Source organism: Oerskovia sp. 140933, from assembly GCF_059651515.1.
In genome coordinates, this window is the sequence record NZ_JAMXIO010000048.1 from 1 (window position 1) to 24,220 (window position 24,220).

The 24,220-nt window shown below is 72.6% G+C and carries 23 protein-coding genes; 15 read left to right on the forward strand and 8 right to left on the reverse strand.

All coding sequences use genetic code 11. The features are described from left to right. Positions 1–58: 58 nt before the first annotated feature. Positions 59–727, reverse strand: coding sequence for a phosphate signaling complex protein PhoU (gene phoU / locus NHG27_RS17675; RefSeq protein ID WP_193718534.1), 669 nt, complete (start codon positions 725–727; stop codon positions 59–61). A 169-nt stretch (positions 728–896) separates the two neighbouring features. Between phoU and NHG27_RS17680 the strand changes: the two genes are divergently transcribed. Together NHG27_RS17680 and NHG27_RS17685 are read left to right on the forward strand one after the other, a co-directional pair. After that, complete coding sequence (locus NHG27_RS17680) at positions 897–2,297, forward strand: sensor histidine kinase (RefSeq protein WP_497017171.1); 1,401 nt, start codon at positions 897–899, stop codon at positions 2,295–2,297. Beyond that, positions 2,294–2,995, forward strand: coding sequence for a response regulator transcription factor (locus NHG27_RS17685; protein WP_497017172.1), 702 nt, complete (start codon positions 2,294–2,296; stop codon positions 2,993–2,995). Before NHG27_RS17680 ends, NHG27_RS17685 begins: the two co-directional genes overlap by 4 nt. Positions 2,996–3,067: 72 nt before the next feature. On the opposite strand, the gene NHG27_RS17690 is transcribed toward NHG27_RS17685, so the two are convergent. Then, positions 3,068–5,023: a BCCT family transporter gene (locus tag NHG27_RS17690; RefSeq protein ID WP_497017173.1), complete on the reverse strand. Its 1,956-nt coding sequence runs from the start codon at positions 5,021–5,023 to the stop codon at positions 3,068–3,070. Positions 5,024–5,348: 325 nt separating this feature from the next. On the opposite strand from NHG27_RS17690, the gene pstS reads away from it, so the two are divergent. The 4 genes from pstS (at position 5,349) to pstB (ending at position 9,527) form a co-directional block, all read left to right on the forward strand. Further along, complete coding sequence (pstS, locus tag NHG27_RS17695; RefSeq protein WP_193718537.1) at positions 5,349–6,476, forward strand: phosphate ABC transporter substrate-binding protein PstS; 1,128 nt, start codon at positions 5,349–5,351, stop codon at positions 6,474–6,476. 134 nt (positions 6,477–6,610) lie between these two features. Next, a complete protein-coding gene (pstC, locus tag NHG27_RS17700; protein ID WP_407671821.1) occupies positions 6,611–7,594 on the forward strand; it encodes a phosphate ABC transporter permease subunit PstC in 984 nt (327 codons plus the stop codon). Then, a complete protein-coding gene (gene pstA, locus NHG27_RS17705; RefSeq protein WP_193718538.1) occupies positions 7,594–8,682 on the forward strand; it encodes a phosphate ABC transporter permease PstA in 1,089 nt (362 codons plus the stop codon). The genes pstC and pstA overlap by 1 nt, the downstream gene beginning before the upstream one ends. 65 nt (positions 8,683–8,747) lie before the next feature. Beyond that, the gene (gene pstB / locus NHG27_RS17710; protein WP_193718539.1) at positions 8,748–9,527 is read left to right on the forward strand and encodes a phosphate ABC transporter ATP-binding protein PstB; all 780 of its coding nucleotides are present in this window, start codon (positions 8,748–8,750) and stop codon (positions 9,525–9,527) included. Positions 9,528–9,545: 18 nt separating this feature from the next. Here the strand turns inward: pstB and NHG27_RS17715 are convergent, their stop codons facing one another. Both NHG27_RS17715 and NHG27_RS17720 read right to left on the reverse strand, forming a co-directional pair. Further along, a complete protein-coding gene (locus tag NHG27_RS17715) occupies positions 9,546–10,070 on the reverse strand; it encodes a septum formation family protein (RefSeq protein WP_497017174.1) in 525 nt (174 codons plus the stop codon). 167 nt (positions 10,071–10,237) lie between these two features. Then, positions 10,238–10,723, reverse strand: coding sequence for a hypothetical protein (locus NHG27_RS17720; protein ID WP_193718541.1), 486 nt, complete (start codon positions 10,721–10,723; stop codon positions 10,238–10,240). Between the two features lie 321 nt (positions 10,724–11,044). On the opposite strand from NHG27_RS17720, the gene NHG27_RS17725 reads away from it, so the two are divergent. The 3 genes from NHG27_RS17725 (at position 11,045) to ispF (ending at position 12,904) form a co-directional block, all read left to right on the forward strand. Further along, the gene (locus tag NHG27_RS17725; RefSeq protein ID WP_030144079.1) at positions 11,045–11,527 is read left to right on the forward strand and encodes a CarD family transcriptional regulator; all 483 of its coding nucleotides are present in this window, start codon (positions 11,045–11,047) and stop codon (positions 11,525–11,527) included. A 145-nt stretch (positions 11,528–11,672) separates the two neighbouring features. Then, entirely contained in the window at positions 11,673–12,422 is a 750-nt protein-coding gene (gene ispD, locus NHG27_RS17730) for a 2-C-methyl-D-erythritol 4-phosphate cytidylyltransferase (RefSeq protein WP_497017175.1), read from the forward strand. Next, a complete protein-coding gene (ispF, locus tag NHG27_RS17735; RefSeq protein ID WP_193718543.1) occupies positions 12,419–12,904 on the forward strand; it encodes a 2-C-methyl-D-erythritol 2,4-cyclodiphosphate synthase in 486 nt (161 codons plus the stop codon). The genes ispD and ispF overlap by 4 nt, the downstream gene beginning before the upstream one ends. A gap of 42 nt (positions 12,905–12,946) precedes the next feature. On the opposite strand, the gene NHG27_RS17740 is transcribed toward ispF, so the two are convergent. Further along, positions 12,947–13,525 (reverse strand): hypothetical protein, encoded by a 579-nt coding sequence (locus NHG27_RS17740; protein ID WP_497017176.1) that lies wholly within the window; start codon positions 13,523–13,525, stop codon positions 12,947–12,949. Between the two features lie 118 nt (positions 13,526–13,643). On the opposite strand from NHG27_RS17740, the gene NHG27_RS17745 reads away from it, so the two are divergent. Next, positions 13,644–14,372, forward strand: coding sequence for a TetR/AcrR family transcriptional regulator (locus NHG27_RS17745; RefSeq protein WP_497017177.1), 729 nt, complete (start codon positions 13,644–13,646; stop codon positions 14,370–14,372). 87 nt (positions 14,373–14,459) lie between these two features. Here the strand turns inward: NHG27_RS17745 and NHG27_RS17750 are convergent, their stop codons facing one another. After that, the gene (locus NHG27_RS17750) at positions 14,460–15,863 is read right to left on the reverse strand and encodes a D-arabinono-1,4-lactone oxidase (protein WP_193718546.1); all 1,404 of its coding nucleotides are present in this window, start codon (positions 15,861–15,863) and stop codon (positions 14,460–14,462) included. 35 nt (positions 15,864–15,898) lie between these two features. On the opposite strand from NHG27_RS17750, the gene NHG27_RS17755 reads away from it, so the two are divergent. The 5 genes from NHG27_RS17755 to NHG27_RS17775 all read left to right on the forward strand — a co-directional run bounded on the left by NHG27_RS17755 (position 15,899) and on the right by NHG27_RS17775 (position 21,361). Further along, on the forward strand, positions 15,899–17,224 hold the full coding sequence (locus NHG27_RS17755) for an alanine racemase (RefSeq protein ID WP_497017178.1): 1,326 nt from the start codon (positions 15,899–15,901) through the stop codon (positions 17,222–17,224). Between the two features lie 88 nt (positions 17,225–17,312). Next, positions 17,313–17,708, forward strand: coding sequence for a PPOX class F420-dependent oxidoreductase (locus NHG27_RS17760; protein ID WP_497017179.1), 396 nt, complete (start codon positions 17,313–17,315; stop codon positions 17,706–17,708). Positions 17,709–17,822: 114 nt separating this feature from the next. Further along, positions 17,823–19,262, forward strand: coding sequence for a cysteine--tRNA ligase (gene cysS / locus NHG27_RS17765; RefSeq protein ID WP_193718549.1), 1,440 nt, complete (start codon positions 17,823–17,825; stop codon positions 19,260–19,262). A gap of 89 nt (positions 19,263–19,351) precedes the next feature. Continuing rightward, positions 19,352–20,374, forward strand: a complete 1,023-nt coding sequence (rlmB, locus tag NHG27_RS17770) for a 23S rRNA (guanosine(2251)-2'-O)-methyltransferase RlmB (protein WP_193718550.1) — start codon at positions 19,352–19,354, stop codon at positions 20,372–20,374. Between the two features lie 246 nt (positions 20,375–20,620). Beyond that, positions 20,621–21,361: a YoaK family protein gene (locus NHG27_RS17775; RefSeq protein WP_497017180.1), complete on the forward strand. Its 741-nt coding sequence runs from the start codon at positions 20,621–20,623 to the stop codon at positions 21,359–21,361. A gap of 129 nt (positions 21,362–21,490) precedes the next feature. Here NHG27_RS17775 and NHG27_RS17780 read toward each other — a convergent pair whose 3' ends face one another. After that, entirely contained in the window at positions 21,491–22,732 is a 1,242-nt protein-coding gene (locus NHG27_RS17780) for a DUF4032 domain-containing protein (RefSeq protein ID WP_497017181.1), read from the reverse strand. A 131-nt stretch (positions 22,733–22,863) separates the two neighbouring features. Then, complete coding sequence (locus NHG27_RS17785) at positions 22,864–23,988, reverse strand: ABC transporter ATP-binding protein (protein WP_193718553.1); 1,125 nt, start codon at positions 23,986–23,988, stop codon at positions 22,864–22,866. Positions 23,989–24,220 lie beyond the last annotated feature (232 nt).

A 24,220-nucleotide genomic window follows, 5' to 3' on the forward strand; every position in this document is an offset into this window, starting at 1 on the left:
GGCGCCGAGCGCTTCCCGCGAGGGACCCGCACCCGTCGAGGACGCGGGCGGGCGGGCCTCAGGCGCGCGTGGCCTGCCCCCTGTCGTCGGCGAAGTCGCCCGTGACGAGGAACGTCACGCGCTTGGCGATCGAGACCCCGTGGTCGCCGAACCGCTCGTAGTACCGCCCGACGAGCGTCACGTCGACCGTCTCCTGCGGCGTGCCGTCCCACTCCGGCCCCAGGAGCGCCGCGAACGTGTCCTGGTGCAGGTGGTCCAGGAGGTCGTCGTCCCGCTCGACGTTCGCCGCGACCTCCAGGTCCCGCGTCGTGAGCAGGGTCGTGGTGCGTCGCGCGACCCGCGTCGCGGCGTCGTGCATCTGGGAGAACGTCCCCTCCAGCAGGGGGTGGATCGCGTGGGCCGGGTACCGGCCGCGGGCGACCTGCGCCACGTGCCGCGCGAGGTCTCCCATGCGCTCGAGCGTCGCGCTCATGCGCAGCGCGCTCACGACGACCCGCAGGTCCGTCGCGACCGGCTGCTGCTGCGCGAGCAGCAGCACGCACCGCTCGTCGAGCTCACGTTCCAGCGCGTCGATCGCGTGGTCGGACGCGATCACGGCCTGCGCGAGCTGGAGGTCTGCGGTGAGCAGCGCCGTCCCGGCTCGACTGATGGCCGACTCGACCAACCGGCTCATCTCGGCGAGGTCGTCACCGACCTGCTTGAGCTCTGCCTCGAAGATTTCCCGCATCGCTTCCCTTTCATGGTGACCAGCACCGTCCACCCTGCCAGGCCAGGTGAACGGGGAGATGAACGGACAGGTGAACGCCGGGACGCCGCCAGGTGAACTCTTGGACACACGTCCGCCGAACCGTCGCTCCTGGTCCGGCACGCTCAGGGGGCGACCGTAGGCTGGTGACGTGGAAGGAATCCAGGAGGGCGTCTCGCTGCTCGTCGCAGGAGTGATCGGGCTCCTCGTCGGCGTCTTCGCGACGCTCGCGTTCCGGTTCAGCGAGCGCAGCTCCCGGCGCATGCCCGACGAGGAGGCGCCCGAGCTCGACGAAGGGCTCGTCCGTGTCCTCGCGGTGCTGCGGTCGGCTGCCGTCGTGCTCGACTCCGAGGGCGAGGTGGTGCGGGCGAGCCCGCCGGCGTACGCGCTGGGCGTGGTCCGCGGCGACGCGATCGTGCACACCCCGATCCTCGACATGATCGAGGAGGTCCAGCGCGACGGCGTGATCCGCGACGAGGAGCTCGAGCTCCCGCGCGGTCCGGTCGGACGCGGCATGGTCATGCTCCAGGTCCGGGTCGCGCAGGTCGGCCCCCACCACATCCTGGTCCTCGCGGAGGACCGCACCGAGGCGCGCCGCGTCGACGCGATCCGCCGCGACTTCGTGGTCAACGTGTCGCACGAGCTCAAGACGCCCGTGGGGGCGCTCGCGCTGCTCGCGGAGACCGTGCAGGACGCCGCGGACGACCCCGTGGCGGTGCGCCGCTTCACGGGCCGCATGCAGCAGGAGGCCACGCGGCTGTCCGCGCTGGTCCAGGAGATCATCGAGCTCTCGCGCCTGCAGGTCGCGGGCGCGCTCCAGGCCGTCACGGCCGTCCCCGTCCGGGGCGTCGTCGAGGAGTCCGTCGACCGGGCTCGCACCAACGCCCAGGCCAAGGGCATCGTCCTGACGGTCGGGGGGGACCTCGACGCCGTGGTCTACGGCGACCACGCGCTGCTCGTGACCGCGGTCCGCAACCTGCTCGACAACGCGGTCGCGTACTCGGGGGAGAACACCCGGGTCGGGGTCGGCGTGAGCGTCGACGGCGACCTCGTGGAGATCGCCGTCGTGGACCAGGGGATCGGCATCTCCGAGGGCGAGCAGCAGCGGGTGTTCGAGCGCTTCTACCGGGTGGACCCCGCGCGCTCGCGCGACACCGGCGGGACGGGCCTGGGGCTCAGCATCGTCAAGCACATCGCGGCCGACCACGGCGGCGAGGTGACCATGTGGTCCGAGCCCGGCCGCGGGTCCACGTTCACGCTGCGCATCCCGGCGGCGAACCCGGCCGCGCTCGAGGAGGCGGCAGGGGAGGGGACGTCCGGTGACGGCTCTCCCGACGGCCCGGCCGACGCGCCGTCCGAGCGAGCGGCGGGACCAGCAGGTCCCACGGGCACCGGGGCCCCGGTAGAGGGCGACCGCGAGGGCGACGCCCCCGCGGGCACCGACGAGGCCCCGCCCACGCACCCCGGTCCGGCACCCACCAGGGCACCGGCCCCCCAGCCAGCAGCTCCCCATCCGGGCACGTCCCCCAGAACCAAGGAGGTGGGTGCGTGACGCGCATCCTGGTCGTCGAGGACGAGGAGTCGTACCGCGACCCTCTGACCTACCAGCTGGCCCGCGAGGGTTTCGACGTCGTCGAGGCGGCGACGGGCCCCGAGGCCCTGGCCGCGTACGACGCCGGGGGAGCGGACATCGTGCTGCTCGACCTCATGCTGCCCGGGCTGAGCGGCACCGAGGTGTGCCGCGAGCTGCGCCAGCGCGGCAACGTACCGGTCATCATGCTCACGGCCAAGGACTCGGAGATCGACAAGGTCGTGGGCCTCGAGCTCGGGGCCGACGACTACGTGACCAAGCCCTACTCGTTCCGCGAGCTGCTCGCGCGCGTCCGCGCGGTGCTGCGGCGCCAGGGAAGCGCCGAGTCGCCGGCGGAGCCCGAGGCCGACGGGGCGCTCGAGGTCGGTCCGGTGCGCATGGACGTCGAGCGGCACGTCGTGACCGTGCACGGCGAGCTGGTCCCGTTCCCGCTCAAGGAGTTCGAGCTGCTCGAGGTGCTGCTGCGCAACGCGGGCCGGGTCCTGACGCGCGGGCAGCTCATCGACCGGGTCTGGGGCGCCGACTACGTGGGGGACACCAAGACCCTCGACGTGCACGTCAAGCGCATCCGCTCCAAGATCGAGCCCGACCCGGCGACGCCGCGCTACCTGCTCACGGTGCGCGGTCTGGGGTACAAGGTGGCCGACGGCGCCTCGTAGGCCGTGCCGACCCGCGGCGGCCGCCGCCCTCCTCCCAGGGGGCGTGCCGCCGTCGGGCCGCGGGCTGCCGCGTCAGACCGGCGGCGTGCCCGTCGGCGGGCCGTCCGGTGGTGCGTCGCGTCCCTGGCGACGCCGGGGTCGCCCGAGCAGGGCCCCCCGACGTTCGGCGGGCGGCTTGGGAGGCCTGGGGTTCTTGGGCCCGTCGCTGCCGTAGAGCTCGTCCCACTGCTCCGAGATGGTCTCCGTGACCCGGCGCGTCACGTGCTGCGTGAGGGCCAGGCGCGCCTGCGCACGCTCGGCACGCAGGATCGCGCTGTGCTCCTCGCGCAGGGCGATCACGGTGGACAGGGCCATCCCGATCATCACGACCGAGAACGGCAGGGCGATGAGGATCGCGGCCGTCTGCAGCGCGGTGAGCCCGCCGGAGATGAGCAGCGCGATCGCGAGGAGCCCCGAGAGCACGGCCCACAGGATGCGGTTCCAGACCGCGGGGTGCGGGTCGCCGCCCGAGGTCAGCATCCCGACGACGAACGAGCCCGAGTCGGCGGACGTCACGAAGAAGATACCGATGAGGACGATCGCGAGCACCGTCAGGATCTGGCCCCCCGGCAGGTCGCCGAGGAGCTGGAACAGCACGGTGTCGGTGTCGACGGTCCCGCCCGGCCCGATCAGGTCGCCCGCGCCGAAGATCTGCCGGTACAGCGCCGAGCCGCCGAACACCGAGAACCACAGGAACGTCACGAGCGTGGGGACGAGCAGCGTCCCCATCACGAACTCGCGGATCGTGCGGCCGCGGGAGATGCGGGCGATGAAGACGCCCACGAACGGGGCCCAGGAGATCCACCAGCCCCAGTAGAAGATGGTCCACGCCGACTGCCACTCGAGCCCGGCGTCGCCCTGGAAGGCCGTGGTGTCGAACGTGAGGCGGATGACGTTCTGCAGGTAGTACCCCATGGACTGCACGTAGTCGCGCAGCAGGAAGAGGGTCGGTCCCACGACGAGCACCGTGAGCGCGAGGACCCCGGCCAGGATCATGTTGCCGTTGGACAACCACTTCATGCCACGCCCCAGCCCCGACGCCACGGAGAACGTCGCGACGGCCGTGATCCCGACGATGAGCCCGATCTCGAGCGCGAGGCTCGGCTCCGCGACGTTCAGGAAACCGAGCCCGGCCCCGATCTGCAGCACGCCGAAGCCCAGCGAGGTCGCGACGCCGAACACGGTCCCGAGCACCGCGACCACGTCGACCACGTCTCCGAGGCGGCCCTTGACGCGGTCCCCGAGCAGCGGCTCGAGGGCCCAGCGGATCGACACCGGCCGGCCCTTGCGGTGGATCGCGTAGGCGAGCGCGAGGCCGGCCACGACGTAGATCGCCCAGGCGTGCACGCCCCAGTGGAGGTAGCTCTGCCCCATCGCGGCCTGTGCGAGGGCCGCGGGGTCGCCCGTGACGCCGGGCTTGGGCGACGCGAAGTGCGTCAGGGGCTCGGCCGCCCCCCAGTAGACGAGCCCGATCCCCATGCCCGTCGCGAACAGCATCGCGAACCACACGGGCAGCCGGAACAGCGGGGTCTCGTCGTCCTTGCCCAGCACGATGTCGCCGAACCGGCTGAGCCCCATCCACAGCGCGAAGATGACGAACGCGGCCACGAGCAGCACGTAGTACCAGCCGAACGCACCGATCACGTCGGCCTGCAGGGTGCTCAGGACCGCGGTCGTCCCGTCGGTGAAGACCATCGCGAGGAGCACGAACAGCAGGATCAGGCCCGCGGCGGGATAGAAGACACGGGGGTACATGCGCCCGGGCGGCGTGGGCAGCACGGCCGTGCCCGACGACGTCGCGTCGCCCGCGGCGGCAGCCGGTTCGGCGCCCCCGGTCGGCTCGGTGCCCGCGGGCTCGGTGCCCTCTGCGGCACCGGGACCGTGCGCAGGGTCCGCCGGGGGACCTGGCGCACCGGCCGACGGCGCGGGCCGACCCTCCGGCTCGCCCTCGGCGGGATGCGGGGCGCTCGTGCCGTCGTCGTCTGTCACAGGGGTCCTCCTGACGTCCGTCGTGGTGCGGTCGTCGATCGACCTCGGATCTCCCGGCCGTGGTGACGGTGGGCGACCTGTCCTCACCAGACTTCCCGACGGGTACGGGCGGGGCAACCGCTGATGACCGCGCGAGGCGTGCGCTGCGTCACGACGGGCAGGCTCGGACGCGGGTCGGTGCCACGGCCCGCCCGGCCCGGAAGAGTCCGCGCACTGTTCATCCGTCGTTCACCCGGACAACCGGAGCGCGTCACCCGGGCTGCTTAGCGTCGTAGACGTCACCCGCGCTCGCTGGTGCCCCGCGTTGACAGGATGGAAGAAGAGAGTGAAGCTCAGCCGATTCACCCGCGCAGGTTCCGCAGCAGCCGTCGGCGTGCTCGCGTTGACGTTGGCCGCGTGCTCGAGCAGCACCGACTCGGGCGGTGGAGCCGACGGCGCGTCGAGCGACTCGACCGAGGACCTCACGGGCACGCTCGCCGGTGCCGGCGCCTCGTCCCAGGAGAAGGCCGTGGCCGGCTGGATCGCCGGTTTCGGCGACATCGCCCCCGGCGTGACCGTCAGCTACGACGCGGTGGGCTCGGGCGGTGGCCGCGAGCAGTTCCTCTCCGGTGCGACCCAGTTCGCCGGCTCGGACGCCGCCCTCAAGGAGGATGAGCTCGCGACCGCGACCGACCGCTGCTTCGGCGGCGAGGCGATCGAGGTCCCGCTCTACATCAGCCCCATCGCCGTGATCTACAACTTGCCCGGTGTCGACACCGAGCACCTCCAGCTCTCGCCCGAGACGCTCGCGAAGATCTTCAACCGGGAGATCACCACCTGGAACGACCCGGCGATCGCCGCGGAGAACGAGGGCGTCGAGCTCCCCGCGACCGCGATCATCCCCGTGAACCGCTCGGACGAGTCCGGCACCACGGAGAACTTCACCGAGTACCTCGAGGCCGCCTCGAACGGCGCCTGGCCGCACGAGGCCAGCGGCGACTGGCCCCTGTCCGGCGGACAGTCGGGCCAGGGCACCCAGGGTGTCGTCGACACGGTCACGGGAGCCGAGGGTGCCATCGGGTACGCCGACGCCTCGCGCGCCGGTGACCTGGGCACGGTCGCGATCAAGGTCGGCGAGGAGTACGTGCCGTTCTCGCCCGAGGCCGCGGCCAAGGTCGTCGACGCCTCGCCGCGTGCGGCGGACGCGACGGACAAGCGCCTGGTCGTCGAGATCGACCGCACCACGACCGAGGCCGGCGCCTACCCGCTGGTCCTCATCTCCTACTCGATCGCGTGCGACACCTACGACAAGGCCGAGGACGCCGAGAACGTCAAGGCGTACCTGACCTACGTCGCCAGCGAGGAGGGCCAGGCGCGCGCCGCCGAGCCGTCCGTCGCCGGCTCCGCCCCGATCTCGGACGCCCTGCGCACCGAGGTCCAGGCAGCCCTCGACTCGATCACCGTCACGAGCTGATCGACGAGCTGCACACGGTCACTCACCCAGGGGCGGGTCACGTCGAGGCACTGCGCCCGACGCGGCCCGCCACGGGCGCGTGACCACCGGAACGTCCGTCCCACCACCGCCGCACCACAGTCATCGGAGCACCAGTGGCCGTCACCTCTCCTCCCTCCACCCGAGCCGGGCTCGGGTCCGAACCCACGGTCTCCGCGACCAAGGGCGGCCTGGCCGGCCGCCTCTTCGCGGGCCTGTCGACGGGGGCCGGGATCCTCATCCTGCTCGTCCTCGCGGCGGTGGCCGTGTTCCTCGTCATCGAGGCGTGGCCCGCGCTGACGGCGAGTCCCGAGGAGCTCCAGGAGATCTCCTGGTTCAAGGCGGACTCGTTGCTGGCCTACATCGGTCCGCTGGTGTTCGGCACTCTCCTCGCCTCGATCCTGGCGCTCGCGATCGCGGTGCCGGTCTCGGTGGGCATCGCGCTGTTCATCTCGCACTACGCGCCCCGACGCCTCGCGCAGGGCCTCGGCTACCTGATCGACCTCCTCGCGGCCATCCCGAGCGTCGTGTACGGCCTGTGGGGCGCCCTGTGGCTGCTCCCGATCCTCAACCCGTTCTTCACGTGGCTGAGCGGGACCCTGGGCTTCGTCCCGCTGTTCGAGGGGTATCAGGCCCCGGCCAAGAACATCATGTCGGCCTCGATCGTCCTGGCGGTCATGATCCTGCCGATCATCACGGCGGTCTCGCGCGAGGTGTTCCTCCAGACCCCGGTCCTGCACGAGGAGGCCTCGCTCGCCCTGGGGGCGACGCGCTGGGAGATGGTCCGCATGGCCGTCCTGCCGTTCGGCCGCTCGGGCGTGATCAGCGCGTCGATGCTGGGCCTCGGACGCGCCCTGGGCGAGACCATGGCCGTGCTCATGGTCATCTCTCCCGGCTTCCTCTACTCGCTGTTCCTGCTCAAGCCCGGGCAGCAGCAGACGATCGCCGCGAACATCGCCTCGAAGTTCCCCGAGGCCAGCGGCCTCGCGGTGAGCACGCTCATCGCGACGGGGCTCGCGCTGTTCGTCATCACGTTCGTCGTCAACATGATCGCGCGCTGGATCATCGCGCGCCGCAAGGATTTCTCGGGAGCGAACTGATGACGGCCACCGACCTGACCCCCACGACGCCCGCCGCCCCCGACGGCCCGGGCTCCCTGCACCTCGTCCCCACGCAGCGACGGCTGCCCCGCTGGGCCCCGTGGGCGTTCGCCGCGGGCGGCGTCCTCGTCGCGGCCGGCATCCTCGCCGTCGCGGGGAACCCGACCGTCGCGGGGGTGCTGGGCCTCGGCGCGGTGCTCTACGCCGTCGGGCTGACCGTGACGTCGCGGTTCGTCGAGGGGGCCCGCTGGGCCACCGACCGCCTCGCGACCACGCTCGTGACCTTCGCGTTCCTGCTCGCGCTGATCCCGCTCGGCTCGCTCCTGTGGATCGTGGTCACGCGCGGCGCGAAGCTCTTCGGGGCGACGTTCCTGTCGACCGACATGGTCGGCGTGTACGGCGACATGACGAGCGGCGGGATCTGGCACGCGATCGTCGGCACGCTCCTCATCACGGGCGCGGCCACCGTCATCTCGGTGCCGATCGGCCTGCTCACCGCGATCTACCTGGTCGAGTACGGGCGTGGCGCGCTCGCGCGCTGGATCACGTTCCTCGTGGACGTCATGACGGGCATCCCGTCGATCGTCGCGGGCCTCTTCGCGTTCGCCCTGTTCACGCTGATCTTCGGGCCCGCGTACCGCGCGGGGATCATGGGCGCGGTCGCGCTCTCGCTGCTCATGACACCGGTCGTGATCCGCTCGGTCGAGGAGATGCTGCGCCTGGTCCCCAACGAGCTCCGTGAGGCCTCGCTGGCGCTCGGTGTGCCCAAGTGGCTGACCATCGTCAAGGTCGTCCTGCGCACCTCGATCGCGGGCATCGTCACGGGCGTCATGCTCTCGATCGCCCGCGTCATCGGGGAGACCGCGCCGCTGCTCCTCACGGTCGGGCTCATCACGCAGGTCAACTGGGACCTGTTCGACGGTCGCATGGCGACCCTGCCCGTCTTCGCCTACCGCCAGTACGAGCAGGGTGGCGTGGGGATCGACCGGGCGTGGGCCGCGGCCCTGACCCTCATCCTCATCGTCATGCTCCTCAACCTGATCGCCCGGCTCGTCAGCCGCCTGTTCTCGCCCAAGACCGCTCGCTGAGCCGAGCCCACCAGCCTGGCCGGGCACCGCACCCCGCGCGACCGGCCACCGGAAGGAAGCACATCATGTCGAAGCGAATCGACGTCTCGGACCTCAACGTCTACTACGGCGACTTCCTCGCCGTGGAGGGCGTGACCATGGCGATCGAGCCGCGCTCGGTCACGGCCCTGATCGGCCCGTCGGGCTGCGGCAAGTCGACGTTCCTGCGCACGCTGAACCGCATGCACGAGGTCATCCCGGGCGCGCACGTCCAGGGCAAGGCCGTGATGGACGGACAGGACCTCTACGCGCCCGACGTCGACCCGGTCGCGGTCCGTCGCCAGGTCGGCATGGTCTTCCAGCGGCCCAACCCGTTCCCGACCATGTCGATCAGGGAGAACGTCCTCGCGGGGGTGCGGCTCAACAACAAGCGCATCTCCAAGGGCGACGCCGAGGAGCTCGTCGAGACCTCCCTGCGGGGTGCGAACCTGTGGAACGAGGTCAAGGACCGCCTCGACCGCCCGGGGTCGAGCCTGTCCGGCGGCCAGCAGCAGCGCCTGTGCATCGCGCGCGCGATCGCGGTCAGGCCGCAGGTGCTGCTCATGGACGAGCCGTGCTCGGCGCTCGACCCGATCTCGACGCTCGCGATCGAGGACCTCATGGCCGAGCTCAAGGACAGCTACACGATCGTGATCGTCACGCACAACATGCAGCAGGCGGCCCGCGTGAGCGACCGCACGGCGTTCTTCAACATCGCGGGCACGGGCAAGCCGGGCCGGCTGATCGAGATGGGCGACACGGCGACGATGTTCTCGTCACCGTCCGAGCAGGCGACGGAGGACTACATCTCGGGTCGTTTCGGGTGAACCGGCGGCGGCCGGGGGCTAGACCGCAGATCCTTCGAGCGACCCGGTGACGGTGTCCTGCGCGGGGCCCACGACGCAGTGGACCGTGCGGTCGTCGGAGCTGGTCCAGCTCTCCTCGGTCGGGAAGAAGGCCCAGAGCTCGAGAGCGGACTCCTCGTACGTGAGACCGACGAACTCGGCGAAGACGCTGTGGCAGTGGTCCAGGCCGGTCTGCTGGACGGCCTCGTCGCCGGGGTAGTCCCCCTCCTCGAGCTGGTGCTCGGCGAAGACCTCGCCCGTGTGCGGTTCGGAGCAGGGGACGACGGGGACGGACTCGACCTCGACCGACTCGGTGGACTCGGTGGGAGCCTCGTCGAGGCAGTCGCCGACCTGGAGGGAGAACACGCCGGCGTCGGACGACGCGGTGATCTCGCCCCCGGGCTCGTCGCGCTGTGCCTCGGGCGGCCCGTCGAGCAGCCCGCACCCGGCGAGCAGGACGAACGAGGCCAGCAGGCCCGCGCCGAGCGCGAGGGGGCGGGCCGGGCGGACGCGGATCGATGCCATGAGAGGTCCATTCTCCGGGGCGGAGGGTCCGGATCCTGCCCCAGCGATGTTACTGGTCAGTACGGTCGCTGTCGCGTGGAAGGTGGACGGCCCGGCACAGCACGACGGCGGGGCGCCCTCCAGGAGGGCGCCCCGCCGTCGTGCTGCGATCTCGCGTCAGCCGCGGGTCAGGGCAGGTAGTCCTCGTACTCCGGCAGCGCGCCGTTGAGGACCGGGACCTCGACGGTCTGCGTCTCGCCCGTGCTCGACGAGACGGTCACGGGGATCGTCGCGCCAGGTGCGGCGTCGATGTTCCCGAACTGGGCCTCGAAGCCGTCGTCGACGCTGAAGTACACGGTCTCGCCGGCCTCGAGCGGGACGTCGACCGGGTCGGTGCCCTCAGGGGCGAGCGTGATCTCGAGCGCCCTGTCGGAGTCGTTCGCCGCGCCGCCGAGCAGCGTGCCGGGCGCGCCCTCGCCGGTCGAGACGATGAGCAGGTTGAGGGCCCGGACCTCGTCGGTGAGGTCGACCCGGATGCCGTCCGACGGCGAGTAGGCGATGTCGGTCGTGATGGGCGAGCAGGCCGACACGGCGACGGCGCTCGCCACGATCACGGGGATCGCGAGCATGAGCGACCGGCGCGGCGTGGTCGGGCGGGACGGGGTGCGGGTCACGTGCGCTCCAATGTGCTGCGGTCAGTCTCGGTGTGTGCCCGCCGGCGTGCGCTCGGCCGTCCGGCGAGGTCCCGCCGGTGACCGGCGCCGCCCCGGGCGCAGATGACCCCAGCCTAGTCGCTCGCGGGCGGGTCTGGCTCGGCGTCTCGGGAGGTGCTCGAATCCGGACGTGCCGAGGCCCCCTCCGGGGGTGCGGGCGGTAGGTATCGGCGCGGGGTTCTTCGCCGGAACGGCGCATGACCAGGAAAAACAGCGGCCTGCTGCGCCTGGGGAGGGGGCCCCCGTGGTAAGATCGACCTCCGCGAAAGGGGACATCTGCAGATGACGTTCACAGTAGGCGAGACCGTTGTCTACCCACATCACGGTGCCGCAAAGATCGAAGAGATCAAGACCCGCACCATCCGCGGGGAGGACAAGATCTACCTGAAGCTCAAGGTGGCTCAGGGCGATCTGACGATCGAGGTCCCGGCGGACAACGTCGACCTGGTGGGCGTCCGCGACGTCGTCGGCCAGGAAGGCCTCGACAAGGTCTTCGAAGTTCTTCGCGCACCTTACACCGAGGAGCCGACCAACTGGTCGCGCCGCTACAAGGCCAACCTCGAGAAGCTGGCCTCGGGCGACGTGATCAAGGTGGCTGAGGTCGTCCGCGACCTCTCACGACGTGACGCAGACCGTGGCCTCTCGGCCGGGGAGAAGCGCATGCTCGCCAAGGCTCGACAGATCCTGGTCTCGGAGCTGGCCCTGGCCGAGCACACCGAGGAGGACAAGGCCGAGGCCATCCTCGACGAGGTCCTGGCTTCCTGAGCAGAGCCCTCACACGCACCACCGACGCCGCCCGGGCCGCGGGCGGCCCGTGCGTCGTCGTCTCGGGGCCCGTCGTGGGGCTCGGTGATCGTCTCGACGGCGGGCCGACATCGGTCCACAGGCCGAGATCGTCTACCGTGACGGTGTGACGACCCTTGCCATCCTGACCGCCGCCGGCTCCGGCAGCCGCCTCGGTTTCGACCTCCCCAAAGCCCTCGTCCCGCTGCGCGGCCTGCCCCTGGTCCTGCACGCCGCACGTCGCCTCACGGCGTCGGGGGCCGTGGACGCGCTCGTCGTCACGGCTCCCAACGGGCTCGTCTCCGTCATGTCCGACGTCCTGGAGCACGACCCGCACGTGAGCGTGCCGGTCGTCGTCGTGGCCGGAGGGCCGACGCGCCAGTCGTCGGTCGCCGCGGGCCTGTCCCGCGCCCGCGCGGACATGGACACGGTCGTCGTCCACGACGCCGCCCGGCCGCTGGCCCCGGCGGCGATGATCCGCCGCGTCGTCGAGACGGTCATGGCCGGGCACCAGGCGGTCATCCCGGGCGTGCCCGTGGTGGACACCATCAAGGTCGTCGCCCCGCGAGGCCAGGTCGAGGAGGGGCGGCCGGCTCTCCCCGAGGGCGTGGACCGGGTCGCCGCGACCCCGGCACGCACCCTGCTGCGTGCGGTCCAGACGCCGCAGGCCTTCGACCGAGCGCTCCTGGTGCGGGCGCACGCGGCGGGAGCGGCGCGCGCGCGCACCGAGGCCACGGCGGCGACCGACGACGCCTCGCTCGTCGAGGCCCTGGGCGAGGACGTGTTCATGGTCGAGGGCGACGAGCTCGCGATGAAGGTCACGACCGCTCGCGACTTCTACTACATCGAGAAGCTGCTGATCGAGGACGGGCGATGAACCTGCCGCGCACGGGGATCGGGACCGACGTCCACGCCTACGCGCCCGAGGGCGAGGGGCGCGAGCTGTGGCTCGCCGGTCTGCACTGGCCGGGGGAGCGCGGGCTCGCGGGCCACTCGGACGCCGACGTGGCCGCGCACGCGGCGGCGGACGCCCTCTTCTCGGCGGCCGGGCTGGGCGACCTCGGGTCGAACTTCGGCACGAGCGCCCCGGAGTGGTCGGGGGCGAGCGGCGCGTCGCTGCTGGCCGAGGCCGCCCGGCGGGTGCGCGCGGCCGGGTACGAGATCGGGAACGTCGCCGTCCAGGTCGTGGGCAACCGGCCCCGGCTCGGGCCCCGCAGGGCCGAGGGCGAGGCTGCGCTGAGCGCTGCGGCCGGCGCCCCGGTGACCCTCACGGCGACCACCACGGACGGCCTCGGCCTGACCGGCCGGGGTGAGGGGGTCGCGGCGCTCGCGACCGCGCTGGTCGTGCGCGCCGGCTGACGGGCGCGCGGCGCGCGGACGTCGTCGGCCGCGACCGGTGCCTCAGCCCGCAGGGGTCGCGGGCGTCACGACCAGGCTGTCCGTGACGGCGCGCGCCTGGGCGGCCCCCTCGGCGTCGTCGGTCGCGAAGCTCTCGGTCACGTACACGAACGCGGTGCCCGCGGCCGTCGCGACCTCGACGAGCGTCTCGACCTGGGTGACGGCGACGCCGTCGACCGAGCGGGTCGCTCCGAGCCGGTACGCCGGCAGGCCGGCGACCGTGACCTCTCCGGGCTGCGTGGGGTCCATCTCGACGCCGTCGGCCGCCTGGAGGGCGTCGGCGGCCTCGGCCGTGCGGTCGGCGAGCGTGGCCGTTCCTGCCGGGCTCGTCGTGACGACCACGTTGGCCGTGAACCCCGGGTCGCCGTAGGGGGTCGTCGAGGAGACGACGAGCGGGGCGTCCTGGCCCGCGCGGTCCCACCCGTCGGGCGTGGCCACGGTCGTCGTCACGCCGTCCTCCCGCACCTCGACGGACTGGGTGCCGCCGGTCGAGGTGGGCGGTGCGCTCGTCCCGCACGCGGTGAGCAGCGCACTGACGGCGACAGCGACGGCGACGGCGAGCGGGCGGCTCGATGGGTGCACGGGGTTCCTCTCGGTGACGGGCGGGAGCCCTGCGGGCTCCGGTCCCAGCCTGCCACGTCCACGTGGTGAGCCTGCGGGCCCGACCGGCTCCCACGTGCGAAAATACGACATTGAAGGCATGGTGGACAGCGACGACGACGGCGCGTTCGTGCACGTCGTGCTGCCGCAGCTGTCACGAGGGAGGTCGACGATGAACCGCATGTCGATCGAGGAACGTCGAGCACAGATCGTCGACGCCGCCATGGCCATCGCCATCCGGGAAGGCGTCGAGGCGGTGACCGTCCGCGGGGTCGCGGCCGAGGCCGGGATCTCGTTGGGCACGGTCCACTACTGCTTCGAGGACAAGGACGCGATGCTGCGTGCCATGGGGCACAGCGTCGCCCTCGTGGCCTCGGAGCCGGTCCGCATGGCGCTGGACCCCACCCAGGACCTCTACACGATCGCGCACGCGGCGGCCGACGGCCTCTGGGAGGGCCTGACCCCGCGTCGGCACATGCGGCTGCTGACGTTCGAGTTCGCGACGGCGGGGTCGCGCAACCGTGCGCTGCGCCCGGTCGCCCGGGCGCACCTGGAGCAGACCTGGCGGATGACCCAGGGCATCCTGGACCAGCTCGCGGAGATCGCGGGCATCACCTACTCGATGGACATGCCGTTCCTGTCGCGGATCGTCGCGGGGTACATCGACGGCATCGAGATCGCGTGGCTCGTCCAGCAGGACGACGAGGTCGCGATCCGCAGCTTCCACGCGCTCGCGGACTACGTCCTGTCGCTCGTGGTGCACCCGGCCGGTCCGGGGCCGGGCGCCGCGCAGCCGGGGGACGACCCGGCCGACGAGCAGGTCTCCTAGCGCGGCACCGGGGCGACGCACCGGGCGGACCGGTGCCCGACGGCGTCGCTCCCCGGGTCCGTCGGCGCGCCGCGCGCGGTGCTCGGGTCAGCGCGGCCCGAACACCTGGTCCGTGTACGGGTTCGCGAACACCCCGCCCGGGTCGGCCTGGGCGCGCACGCGGCGGAAGTCGTCGAAGCGCGGGTAGCGCTCGGCCAGGTCCTGGGCGTCGAGCGTGTGCAGCTTGCCCCAGTGCGGGCGCCCGCCGACGCCCGCGAGGATCTTCTCGACGCCCTCGAAGTAGCGCTCGTGGGGCAGTCGCAGGTACTGGTGCACGGCGACGTAGGCGCTGTCGCGGCCGTGGGCCGTGGAGAGCCACACGTCGTCGGCCGCGGCGAACCGGACCTCGACCGGGAACGGGACGTTCTCGCCCGAGGCCCGGACCCACGAGTCGATCTCCTCGAGCGCCGTCACGAGCTCGGCACGCGGTATCGCGTACTCCATCTCGCGGAAGCGCACGCGGCGCGGGGACACGAACACCTCGTGCGACGGGGCGACGTACGTGCGGGGTGCGAGCGCCCGGGCCGAGAACGCGTTGATCCGCGGGGTCGCGCGCGGCACGGCCGTCGCGAACCGGTTGACGAGCTCGAACGCCCCGTTGGACAGCAGCTCGTCGTCGACCCAGGAGCGGGCGCGCGTCACGGCCCCCGGCCGCTCGCCGCGGGCCGTGCGGAGGGCTGCCGCGGCCTCGTCGTCCGGCGCGAGGCGGTCGTTGCGCTTGGTGAGGGCGCGGTGCGTGTGCGGGAACCAGTAGAACTCGACGTGGTCGTGCGCGTTCTCGAGGCCCTCGCCCTCCGAGCCGCCCCCTCGGCCACCGGACGCCGTGCTCAGCTCCTCCAGGACCCGGTCGAGCGGCCAGGGTTCCTCCTGGGCGCGCAGGTGGAACGCCGGGACGACGTCGAGCGTCACGGCCGCGAGCACGCCCGTCGAACCGAGGCCCAGGCGGCTCGCCTCGAACAGGTCGGGGTCCTGCTCGGGCGTGGCCTCGGTGACCGAGCCGTCGGCCCCGACCACGCGCACCCCGCACACCTGGGTCGCGAGCCCGCCGAGCGACGCCCCCGTGCCGTGCGTGCCGGTCGAGATCGCGCCCGCGACCGACTGGCGGTCGATGTCGCCGAGGTTGCGCATCGCGAGCCCTGCCGACGCGAGCACCGCGTTGAGCCGGTGCAGCCGGATCCCGGCCCCCACGGTCACGCGCGCCCCGGTCTCGGTGCGGGTCACGTCCTCGACCGTCTGGAGGTGGTCGAGGCTCAGCAGCAGGCCGTCGGTCACGGCGGCCCCCGTGAACGAGTGCCCGGCCCCGACTGCCCGCACGTGCAGGCCGTCGTCGGCGGCTCTTCGCACGGTCTGCGAGAGCTCGTCGGTGTCGCGCGGGGCAGCGCGGCGCACGGGGTCGGCGGTCTGGTTTCGCGCCCAGTTCGTCCATGAACCGGGAGCCAGATGGCTCGTCACACCAGGCACTGTCTCACGAGGGTAGGTTTTCTTCCATGACGACGACGCCCGTGCAGCGCAGCACGCAGGACCCGTCCGCCCGACCTCACGGTGAACGCGCGACCGGTAGGTCCGGATCGTCCAGTTCGACGGAGGAGGCGCGCACGCTCGGGGACCGGCTGTCGGCCGCGACCGAGCGCGTCCCGGGGCCCGTCGCGGTCGTGGACCTCGACGTGTTCGACGCCAACGCGCACGAGATCCTCGCCCGGGCAGGAGGCGTGCCCGTGCGGCTCGCGTCCAAGTCGGTGCGCGTGCGCTCGCTCGTGCGGCGCGCGGGCGAGCTGGGCTTCACGGGGATCATGGCGTACTCGCTCGCCGAGGCCCTGTGGCTCGTCGAGGAGGGCGCGCGCGACGTCCTGGTCGCCTACCCGACGGTCGACCGCCGTGCGCTCGCCGATCTCGCCGCGGACCCTGCGGCCCGCCGCGAGATCACCCTCATGGTCGACGACGTCGCCCAGGTCGCGCTCGTCGTGGCCGCGCTGCACGGTCACGAGCCGGCCCCCGGCGGTGGCGAGCACGGCGGCGCAGCGGCCGGGCCGCCCGTCCTGCTCTGCCTCGACGTCGACGCGTCGCTGCGCCTGGGCCTCGGCCCGTTCACGGTCCACCTCGGGACCCGCCGCTCACCCGTCCACACGGCCGCCGAGGCCCGTGCGCTCGCACGGGCCATCACCGACACCCCCGGGCTGCGCGTGCGTGGCCTGATGTTCTACGAGGCGCAGGTCGCGGGCCTGCCGGACACGAGCCCCGCGGTGCGGCTCGTCAAGAAGGCCTCGGTCGCGGACCTGGCCACGCGGCGGGCCGAGGTGCTCGCCGCGGTGAGCGACGCCGTCGGGCACGACGTGGAGCTCGTGAACTCGGGCGGCACCGGGTCCCTCGAGACGTCGGCGTCGGACCCGGTCGTGACCGAGGTGACGTCCGGCTCGGGGCTCTACACGCCCGGGCTCTTCGACGCGTACCGGTCGTTCGCCCCGCACCCCGCCGCGTTCTTCGGCCTGGACGTCGTGCGCGTGCCCGCCCCCGGCTACGCGACCGCGTTCGCGGGCGGCTACGTGGCCTCGGGGCCCGCGGGCGCGCTGCGCGTGCCACGCGTCGTCGAGCCGGGCTGGCGGCTCACCCCGTCCGAGGGCGTGGGCGAGGTCCAGACGCCCCTGCGCGCGACACGCGGGGCCGAGCGCAGGCTCGCCGTGGGCGACCGCGTCTGGTTCCGGCACGCCAAGGCCGGCGAGCTCATGGAACGGTTCGACCGCGTGCACCTCGTGCGCGGCGACCAGGTCGTCGAGGAGGTCCCCACCTACCGGGGCGAGGGCAAGAACTTCGGGTGAGCGGCGCCGTCGGGCGCGGCGCGTGTCCAGGTGCTGAGAAGTCGGACGATCCGGGAATAGGCGCGCGACCCGCGCGATTGAGCACGACATGACGAGCCTCCCCGACGCCGCCAAGGCGCTCCTCGACGCCCCCGAGTTCGCGACCGTGGCCACGATCGAGGCCGACGGGAGCCCGCAGACCTCGGTCGTGTGGGTCGCGCGCGACGGCGACGACGTCCTCTTCTCGACCATCCACGGCCGTCGCAAGACCGACAACCTCCAGCGCGACCCGCGCCTGAGCGTGCTCGTCTACCCGCGCGACGCGCCCTACCAGTACCTCGAGGTGCGCGGCGAGGCCGCGATCGAGGAGGACCTCTCGGCGTCGCTCATCCACGCGCTCGCCCAGAAGTACACGGGCGCCGAGCGCTACACGGGCGACGACGGCACCGACAACCGCCGCGTCGTCGTGCGCGTGCGCCCCACCAGGGTCCACTGGCGCGGCTGACACCGTCCACCCCGGCCCGTGCGGCCCGCTCCGGCGGGCGGCGACGCACACCGGTACGCCGCCCCGGGAGGGCGGGTTCTGCCGGGAGGGGTGCGCCCCGGTAACCTTGCGGGCGTGAGCCTTCGACTGTTCGACACCGCGACGCGGGACGTGCGCGCCTTCACCCCCCAGAACCAGGGTGAGGTCGGCATCTACCTGTGTGGCGCGACGGTCCAGTCGGCGCCGCACATCGGGCACATGCGCTCGGCCGTCGCGTTCGACGTGCTGGTGCGCTGGCTGCGTCGCACGGGCTCACGTGTGACCCTCATCCGCAACGTCACGGACATCGACGACAAGATCCTCGCCAAGTCCGCCGACGCGGGCGAGCCCTGGTGGGCGTGGGCCGCGACCTACGAGCGCGAGTTCACCGCGGCCTACGACGCGCTGGGCGTCACCCCGCCCACCTACGAGCCCCGCGCCACGGGGCACGTGACCGACATGGTCGAGCTCATGCAGCGGCTCGTCGACTCGGGCCACGCCTACACGACCGGCCCCGGCGACGTCTGGTTCGACGTCCGCTCGTGGCCCGACTACGGCTCGCTCACCAACCAGCGGCTCGAGGACCTCACCCCCGCCCCGGCGGACTCGGCCGAGGAGTCCCTCAAGCGCGACCCCCGCGACTTCGCGCTCTGGAAGGCCCCCAAGCCCGGCGAGCCCGCCACGGCCTCGTGGGACACCCCGTTCGGCCGCGGACGGCCCGGCTGGCACCTCGAGTGCTCGGCCATGGCCCACCGCTACCTCGGCAGCACGTTCGACATCCACGGCGGCGGCCTCGACCTGCGCTTCCCGCACCACGAGAACGAGCAGGCCCAGTCCCGTGCAGCAGGTGACGGGTTCGCCCAGTACTGGCTGCACTCCGCGTGGGTCACCCAGGGCGGCGCCAAGATGAGCAAGTCGCTCGGCAACGGGCTCCTCGTCCGCGAGGTCCTGCGCACCACGAGCCCTGCCGTCCTGCGCTACGCGCTCGCGGCCGTCCACTACCGCTCGATGCTCGAGTGGACGCCGGACACCGTGGCCGAGGCCGAGGCCACGTGGGAACGCCTCAGCGGGTTCGTGCAGCGCGCGAGCGAGCGCATCGGCGAGATCGACGTCGCCGACGTGCGCCAGGCCGAGCTCCCGGCGGCCTTCGTGGCCGCGATGGACGACGACCTCAACGTGCCCGCGGCGCTCGCGACCGTGCACGAGCACCTGCGCGCCGGGAACTCCGCGCTCGCCGACCGCTCGCCGGCCGCCGACGCCGTGGCCCGGCACCACCTCGTCGCGCTCCGGGCCATGCTCGACGTCCTGGGGCTCGACCCCGCAGGAGAGCAGTGGGCCGACGCCGGGGACACCCGGTACCGCCACGCGCTCGACGCCGTCGTCACGGCCGAGCTCGACGCCCGCGCGCAAGCACGGGCGGAGCGCGACTTCGCCACCTCCGACGCGATCCGGGACCGCCTCGCGGCCGCCGGGGTCGTCGTCGAGGACTCCAGCGACGGGGCCCGCTGGTCCCTCGCTGCACGCCAGGGCACCTGACGCCCCACGGGGCGCCGTCCCAGCGACGCCCGGGGGCCGACCGCCCACCCACAACTTCACTCGCACACATCGACCGACGGGGCAGACCCATGGCTGGAAACTCACAACGACGCGGCGCGACCCGCAGCAGCAACAAGAAGGGCGCCGTCGCCGGCACCGGCGGCAAGAACCGCCGCGCCCTCGAAGGTCGCGGCCCGACGCCCAAGGCCGAGGACCGCACCTACCACAAGGCCCACAAGGCGAAGGTCGCCGCCGAGCGCCGCGACGCCACCTCGAGCGGCCCGCGCGCGCACGACGCCAAGAGCGCCGCACGCGGCGGACGGCCGAGCGGCCGCACGCCCTCGCGCACGACGCGGTCCAGCAGCGCGAACGAGGTCGTCAACGGCCGCAACGCCGTGCTCGAGGCCCTGCGCGCCAACATCCCCGTCTCCGCGGTGTACATCGCGACGCGCCTCGAGGCCGACGACCGCACCAAGGAGATCCTCAACATCGCCTCGGGCCGCGGGTACAACCTCCTCGAGGTCACCAAGGCCGAGCTCGACCGCATGACCGACGGCTCGGTCCACCAGGGCGTCGCGATCCAGGTCCCGCCTTACGACTACGCCGACCCCGAGGACCTCCTCGACCGCGCGCACGAGGCCGGCGAGCCGCCGCTCATCGTGGCTCTCGACGGCGTGACGGACCCGCGCAACCTCGGCGCCGTGCTGCGTTCCGCGGGTGCGTTCGGGGCGCACGGCGTCCTGGTGCCCGAGCGCCGCGCAGCCGGTGTGACGGCCTCCGCCTGGAAGGTCTCCGCGGGCGCCGCGGCCCGCGTGCCCGTGGCCCGTGCGACCAATCTCGTGCGCACGCTCACCGAGTACAAGGCGGCGGGCTGCTTCGTCGTGGGGCTCGACGGCGGTGGCCCGGTCGCCGTGGGCGAGCTCGCGTTCGGCAAGGACCCGCTCGTGCTCGTCGTCGGCTCCGAGGGCAAGGGCCTCTCGCGCCTCGTGCGCGAGACGTGCGACGTCGTCGCCTCGATCCCGATCCTGTCCGACGTCGAGTCGCTCAACGCCGGCGTGGCGGCGGGCATCTCGCTCTACGAGGTCGCGCGCCTGCGCGCCGCGGAGGACTGAGACCCGCCACCGTCGCCCCAGGGCGCCCGGCCGGACCACCTCCCCGTGGCCCGGCCGGGCGCCCTGCTGCCTACCGGGGCCCCCGTGGCCCGAGGAGGGCCGCTGGGCGCCCCTGGACGGGCCCGGGCGACCGTCACCGGACCGGAGGGCCCGCCGCGGGCAGGAGGAGGCCTGCACGACGTGCGCGGCCCCGGGGGCGGGCCGCGTGCGCGTGCGCGGTGCACCGACCCGGGGGATGCTCACTGGATGGACGACGGGCCCGTGCACCGGCACCACCGGGTGCTGCTCGTCGTCCTGACCTTCGCGACGGGCATCGTCGACGGCATCACCTACCTCGGGCTCGACAAGGTGTTCACGGCCAACCAGACGGGCAACGCGCTCATCCTCGGGATGGGGCTGGCCGGGGGCCGCGACATCCCGACGACAGGTCCCCTCGTCGCGCTCGTGGCGTTCGTCGCAGGGGCCGCGGTCGCCGGGTACGTGCTCAGGAACCACCCGGCGGGATGGGACCGGGCCACGACGGTCCTGTTCGCGGTGGTCGGCCTCGGGGTGCTCGTGGCGGCGACCGTCGCGCACCTGGTCGGTGCCCCCACGGGGTGGCACCAGGTCGTGATCGTGACCGTGCTGGGGGTGTCGATGGGGATGCAGGGGGCCACGGCGCGCCACCTGTCGGTCAAGGACCTGACGACGACCGTGATCACGTCGACGCTGACCGGCCTGGCGGCCGACACCTTCCAGGGAGGGCGCGGCCGCTCGGCATGGGTCCGACGGGTGTCGGCGGTCGTCGCGCTCGTGAGCGGGGCGGCCGTCGGGGCCCTCGTCCTGCGCGCAGGGCTCGGCGTGGCGGTCGTGGCGCCGGGGGTGGTCGCGCTGGGGGTCGCGGTCGTGGGGGAGCGGTATCGCCGCAAGGACCTCGTGGCCGCACGCGGGACGGCCCCGACGCCCCCGAGGGGGCCGACGTCGTCGACCCCGTCAGGGCCGGCCTGAGGCGGCCGGGGGCTGCCTGAGGCGGCCGGGGGCTGCCCGAGGCGGCCTGGGGCTGCCTGAGGCGGCCTGAGGCGGCCTGCGGCTGCCCGAGGCGGCCGGGCGAGGGGCGCAAGCCCGCCCCCGACAGGATCACTCCTGCTGGTCGACCTCGCCCGGCGCGAGACCCAGGATCGCCTTCTCGTCGGGTCGGTGCCGCAGCACGTTCTCGACGTAGGACGCCGTGGCCTCGGGCATGGGGATGTCCCGCCCGGCCTTCTCCGAGATGAACCAGCGGTGGTCGAGGATCTCGTGGAAGAGCTGAGCAGGCTGGAGCTTGCGCCGCAGGTCGCGCGGCACGGCCTGGATGGTCGGCTCGAACACGCCGCTGAGCCAGTCGTGCGCGACGAACTCCTCGTCGTCGTTCTGACGCTCGGCGGCGGCCCGGTAGGAGTCGAGGTCGTTGAGGAGGCGTCGGGCCTGGTTCTCCTGGACGTCGAGCCCGGTGAGCCGCAGGAGCCGGCGGGAGTGGTGGCCCGCGTCGACGACCTTGGGCTGGATCTGGACCGTGGTGCCGTCGATGTCCGTCGTGATGGCGAGCTCGCCCACGTCGAAGCCCAGGTTGTTGAGCCGCTCGATGCGGGCGGCGACCCGCCAGCGCTCGTCGGAGGCGAACGTCTCGGCGTTCGTCAGGGCGTCCCAGAGCTCGTTGTACCGCGCGACGAGCGCGTCGCCCACGAGGATCTCGTCGATGTCCTCGTCGAGGAGCTCGCCCGCCGCCAGGTCCATGAGCTCGCCGATGATGTTGGTGCGGGCCAGGTCCACGTCGTAGCTGCGCTGCCCCGGGCTGAGCTCGCGGTGGAGGTCACCGGTCTCGGCGTCGACGAGGTACGCGGCGAAGGTCTCGGCGTCGCGGCGGAAGAGCGTGTTGGACAGCGACACGTCGCCCCAGTAGAAGCCGACCAGGTGCAGGCGCACGAGGAGGACCGCGAGGGCGTCGATGAGCCGCGTCGCGGTGTCGGGCTGCAGCGCCTGGCTGAACAGGGCGCGGTACGGCAGCGAGAACTGCAGGTGCTCGGTGATGAGCACGGCCTCGAGGCGTTCGCCGTTCGCGTCCGACCGACCCGTGATCACCCCCACGGGGACGACGCTGGGGACGTCGAGGCGGCTGAGCTGGCGCAGCAGCTCGTACTCGCGGTACGCGACGGACTCGCCGATCTCCTTGATCGCGATCACGCGGCCCGAGAGGCGGACGAAGCGCACGATGTGCCGCGAGATACCACGGGGGAGGGCTGCGAGGACGCTGTCCGGCCACTCCTCGAGGGGGACGTCCCAGGGGAGGTCGAGCAGTGCTGGGTCGGGGGCTGACGCGGTGATCTGCAGGTTCTGCACCATGACAGGTCCTTTCTCCGCGGTGGCCGGTCGCATGCGGGGGTGGGGTGGTCGCGGACGTTCCGCACCACCCGGAAGGATATGCGAAAGGGGCGGACCCGGCTGTCGCCGAGCCCGCCCCGAGTCGCTGTGGGTCAGCTGAGACGCAGGCCCGTCGCGGTCGAGAAGACGTGCGTGTTGCCCGGGCGGATCGCCACGTAGATGCGCTCGCCCTTGGCGGGCACGTTGCGCGGGTCGACGCGGACGATGATCTGGTTGTCACCGGCACCCGAGTGGATGTCCGCGTTGGCGGCCAGGTCGCCCTTGAGGGTGCCGTAGACGAACGCGTCGGAGCCGAGCTCCTCGACGATGTTGACCTCGACGGGGAACGCGCTCTCGTTCGCCTGCGAGGTGACCTCGAGGGCCTCGGGGCGGAAGCCGAGCGTGATCTTGCCCTTGTCGGCCTCGGTGATCTTGGCCGCGACCTCGCGCTCGAGCGGGATGCGGGCGGGGCCGACCTCGGCGAGGCCGTTGTTGACGGCGAACGTGCCGAGGTTCATCGCGGGGGAGCCGATGAAGCCGGCGACGAAGACGTTGGCCGGGGTGTCGTACATGTCGCGCGGCGTGCCGACCTGCTGCAGGAGACCGTCCTTGAGGACCGCGATGCGGTCACCCATGGTGAGGGCCTCGGTCTGGTCGTGCGTGACGTAGACGGTCGTGACGCCGAGGCGGCGCTGGAGCGACGCGATCTGCGTACGGGTCTGGACGCGGAGCTTGGCGTCGAGGTTCGACAGCGGCTCGTCCATGAGGAACACCTGGGGCTGGCGCACGATCGCGCGGCCCATGGCGACACGCTGACGCTGACCACCGGAGAGCGCCTTGGGCTTGCGGTCCAGGTACTCGGTGAGGTCGAGGATCTTCGCGGCCTCCTCGACGCGCTGGCGGATGTCCGCCTTGGGCGTGCCGGCGATCTTGAGCGCGAAGCCCATGTTGTCCGCGACGGACATGTGGGGGTACAGCGCGTAGTTCTGGAACACCATCGCGATGTCGCGGTCCTTGGGCTGCACGTCGGTGACGTCGCGGTCACCGATGAAGATGTGCCCGCCGTTGACGTCCTCGAGGCCCGCGAGCATGCGGAGCGACGTCGACTTGCCACAACCCGAGGGCCCGACGAGGACGAGGAACTCGCCGTCCTCGATGTGCAGGTTGAGCTGGTCCACCGCAGGGCGCTCGGTCCCCGGGTAGAGCCGCGTTGCGTGGTCGAAAGTGACCGTAGCCATGATGGGTACATCCCTCCACCGGCAGGTACGTGCCGGACGATCCGTTGTGTAGTGACGTGCCGCGCTTTCACGTGGTGCGTGTCTGCTGTGACACAGAAGAAGCCGAACCTCTTCGTCTCCGGTCGCCCGGGGACTCGGTGGCCCGACGTCATCGTTGCTCGGCATCCTACCCCTGGTTCGTGAGTTCTCCGTCACACCCAGGTAACGTCCGGGTCACGGTCGGGGGACGCCC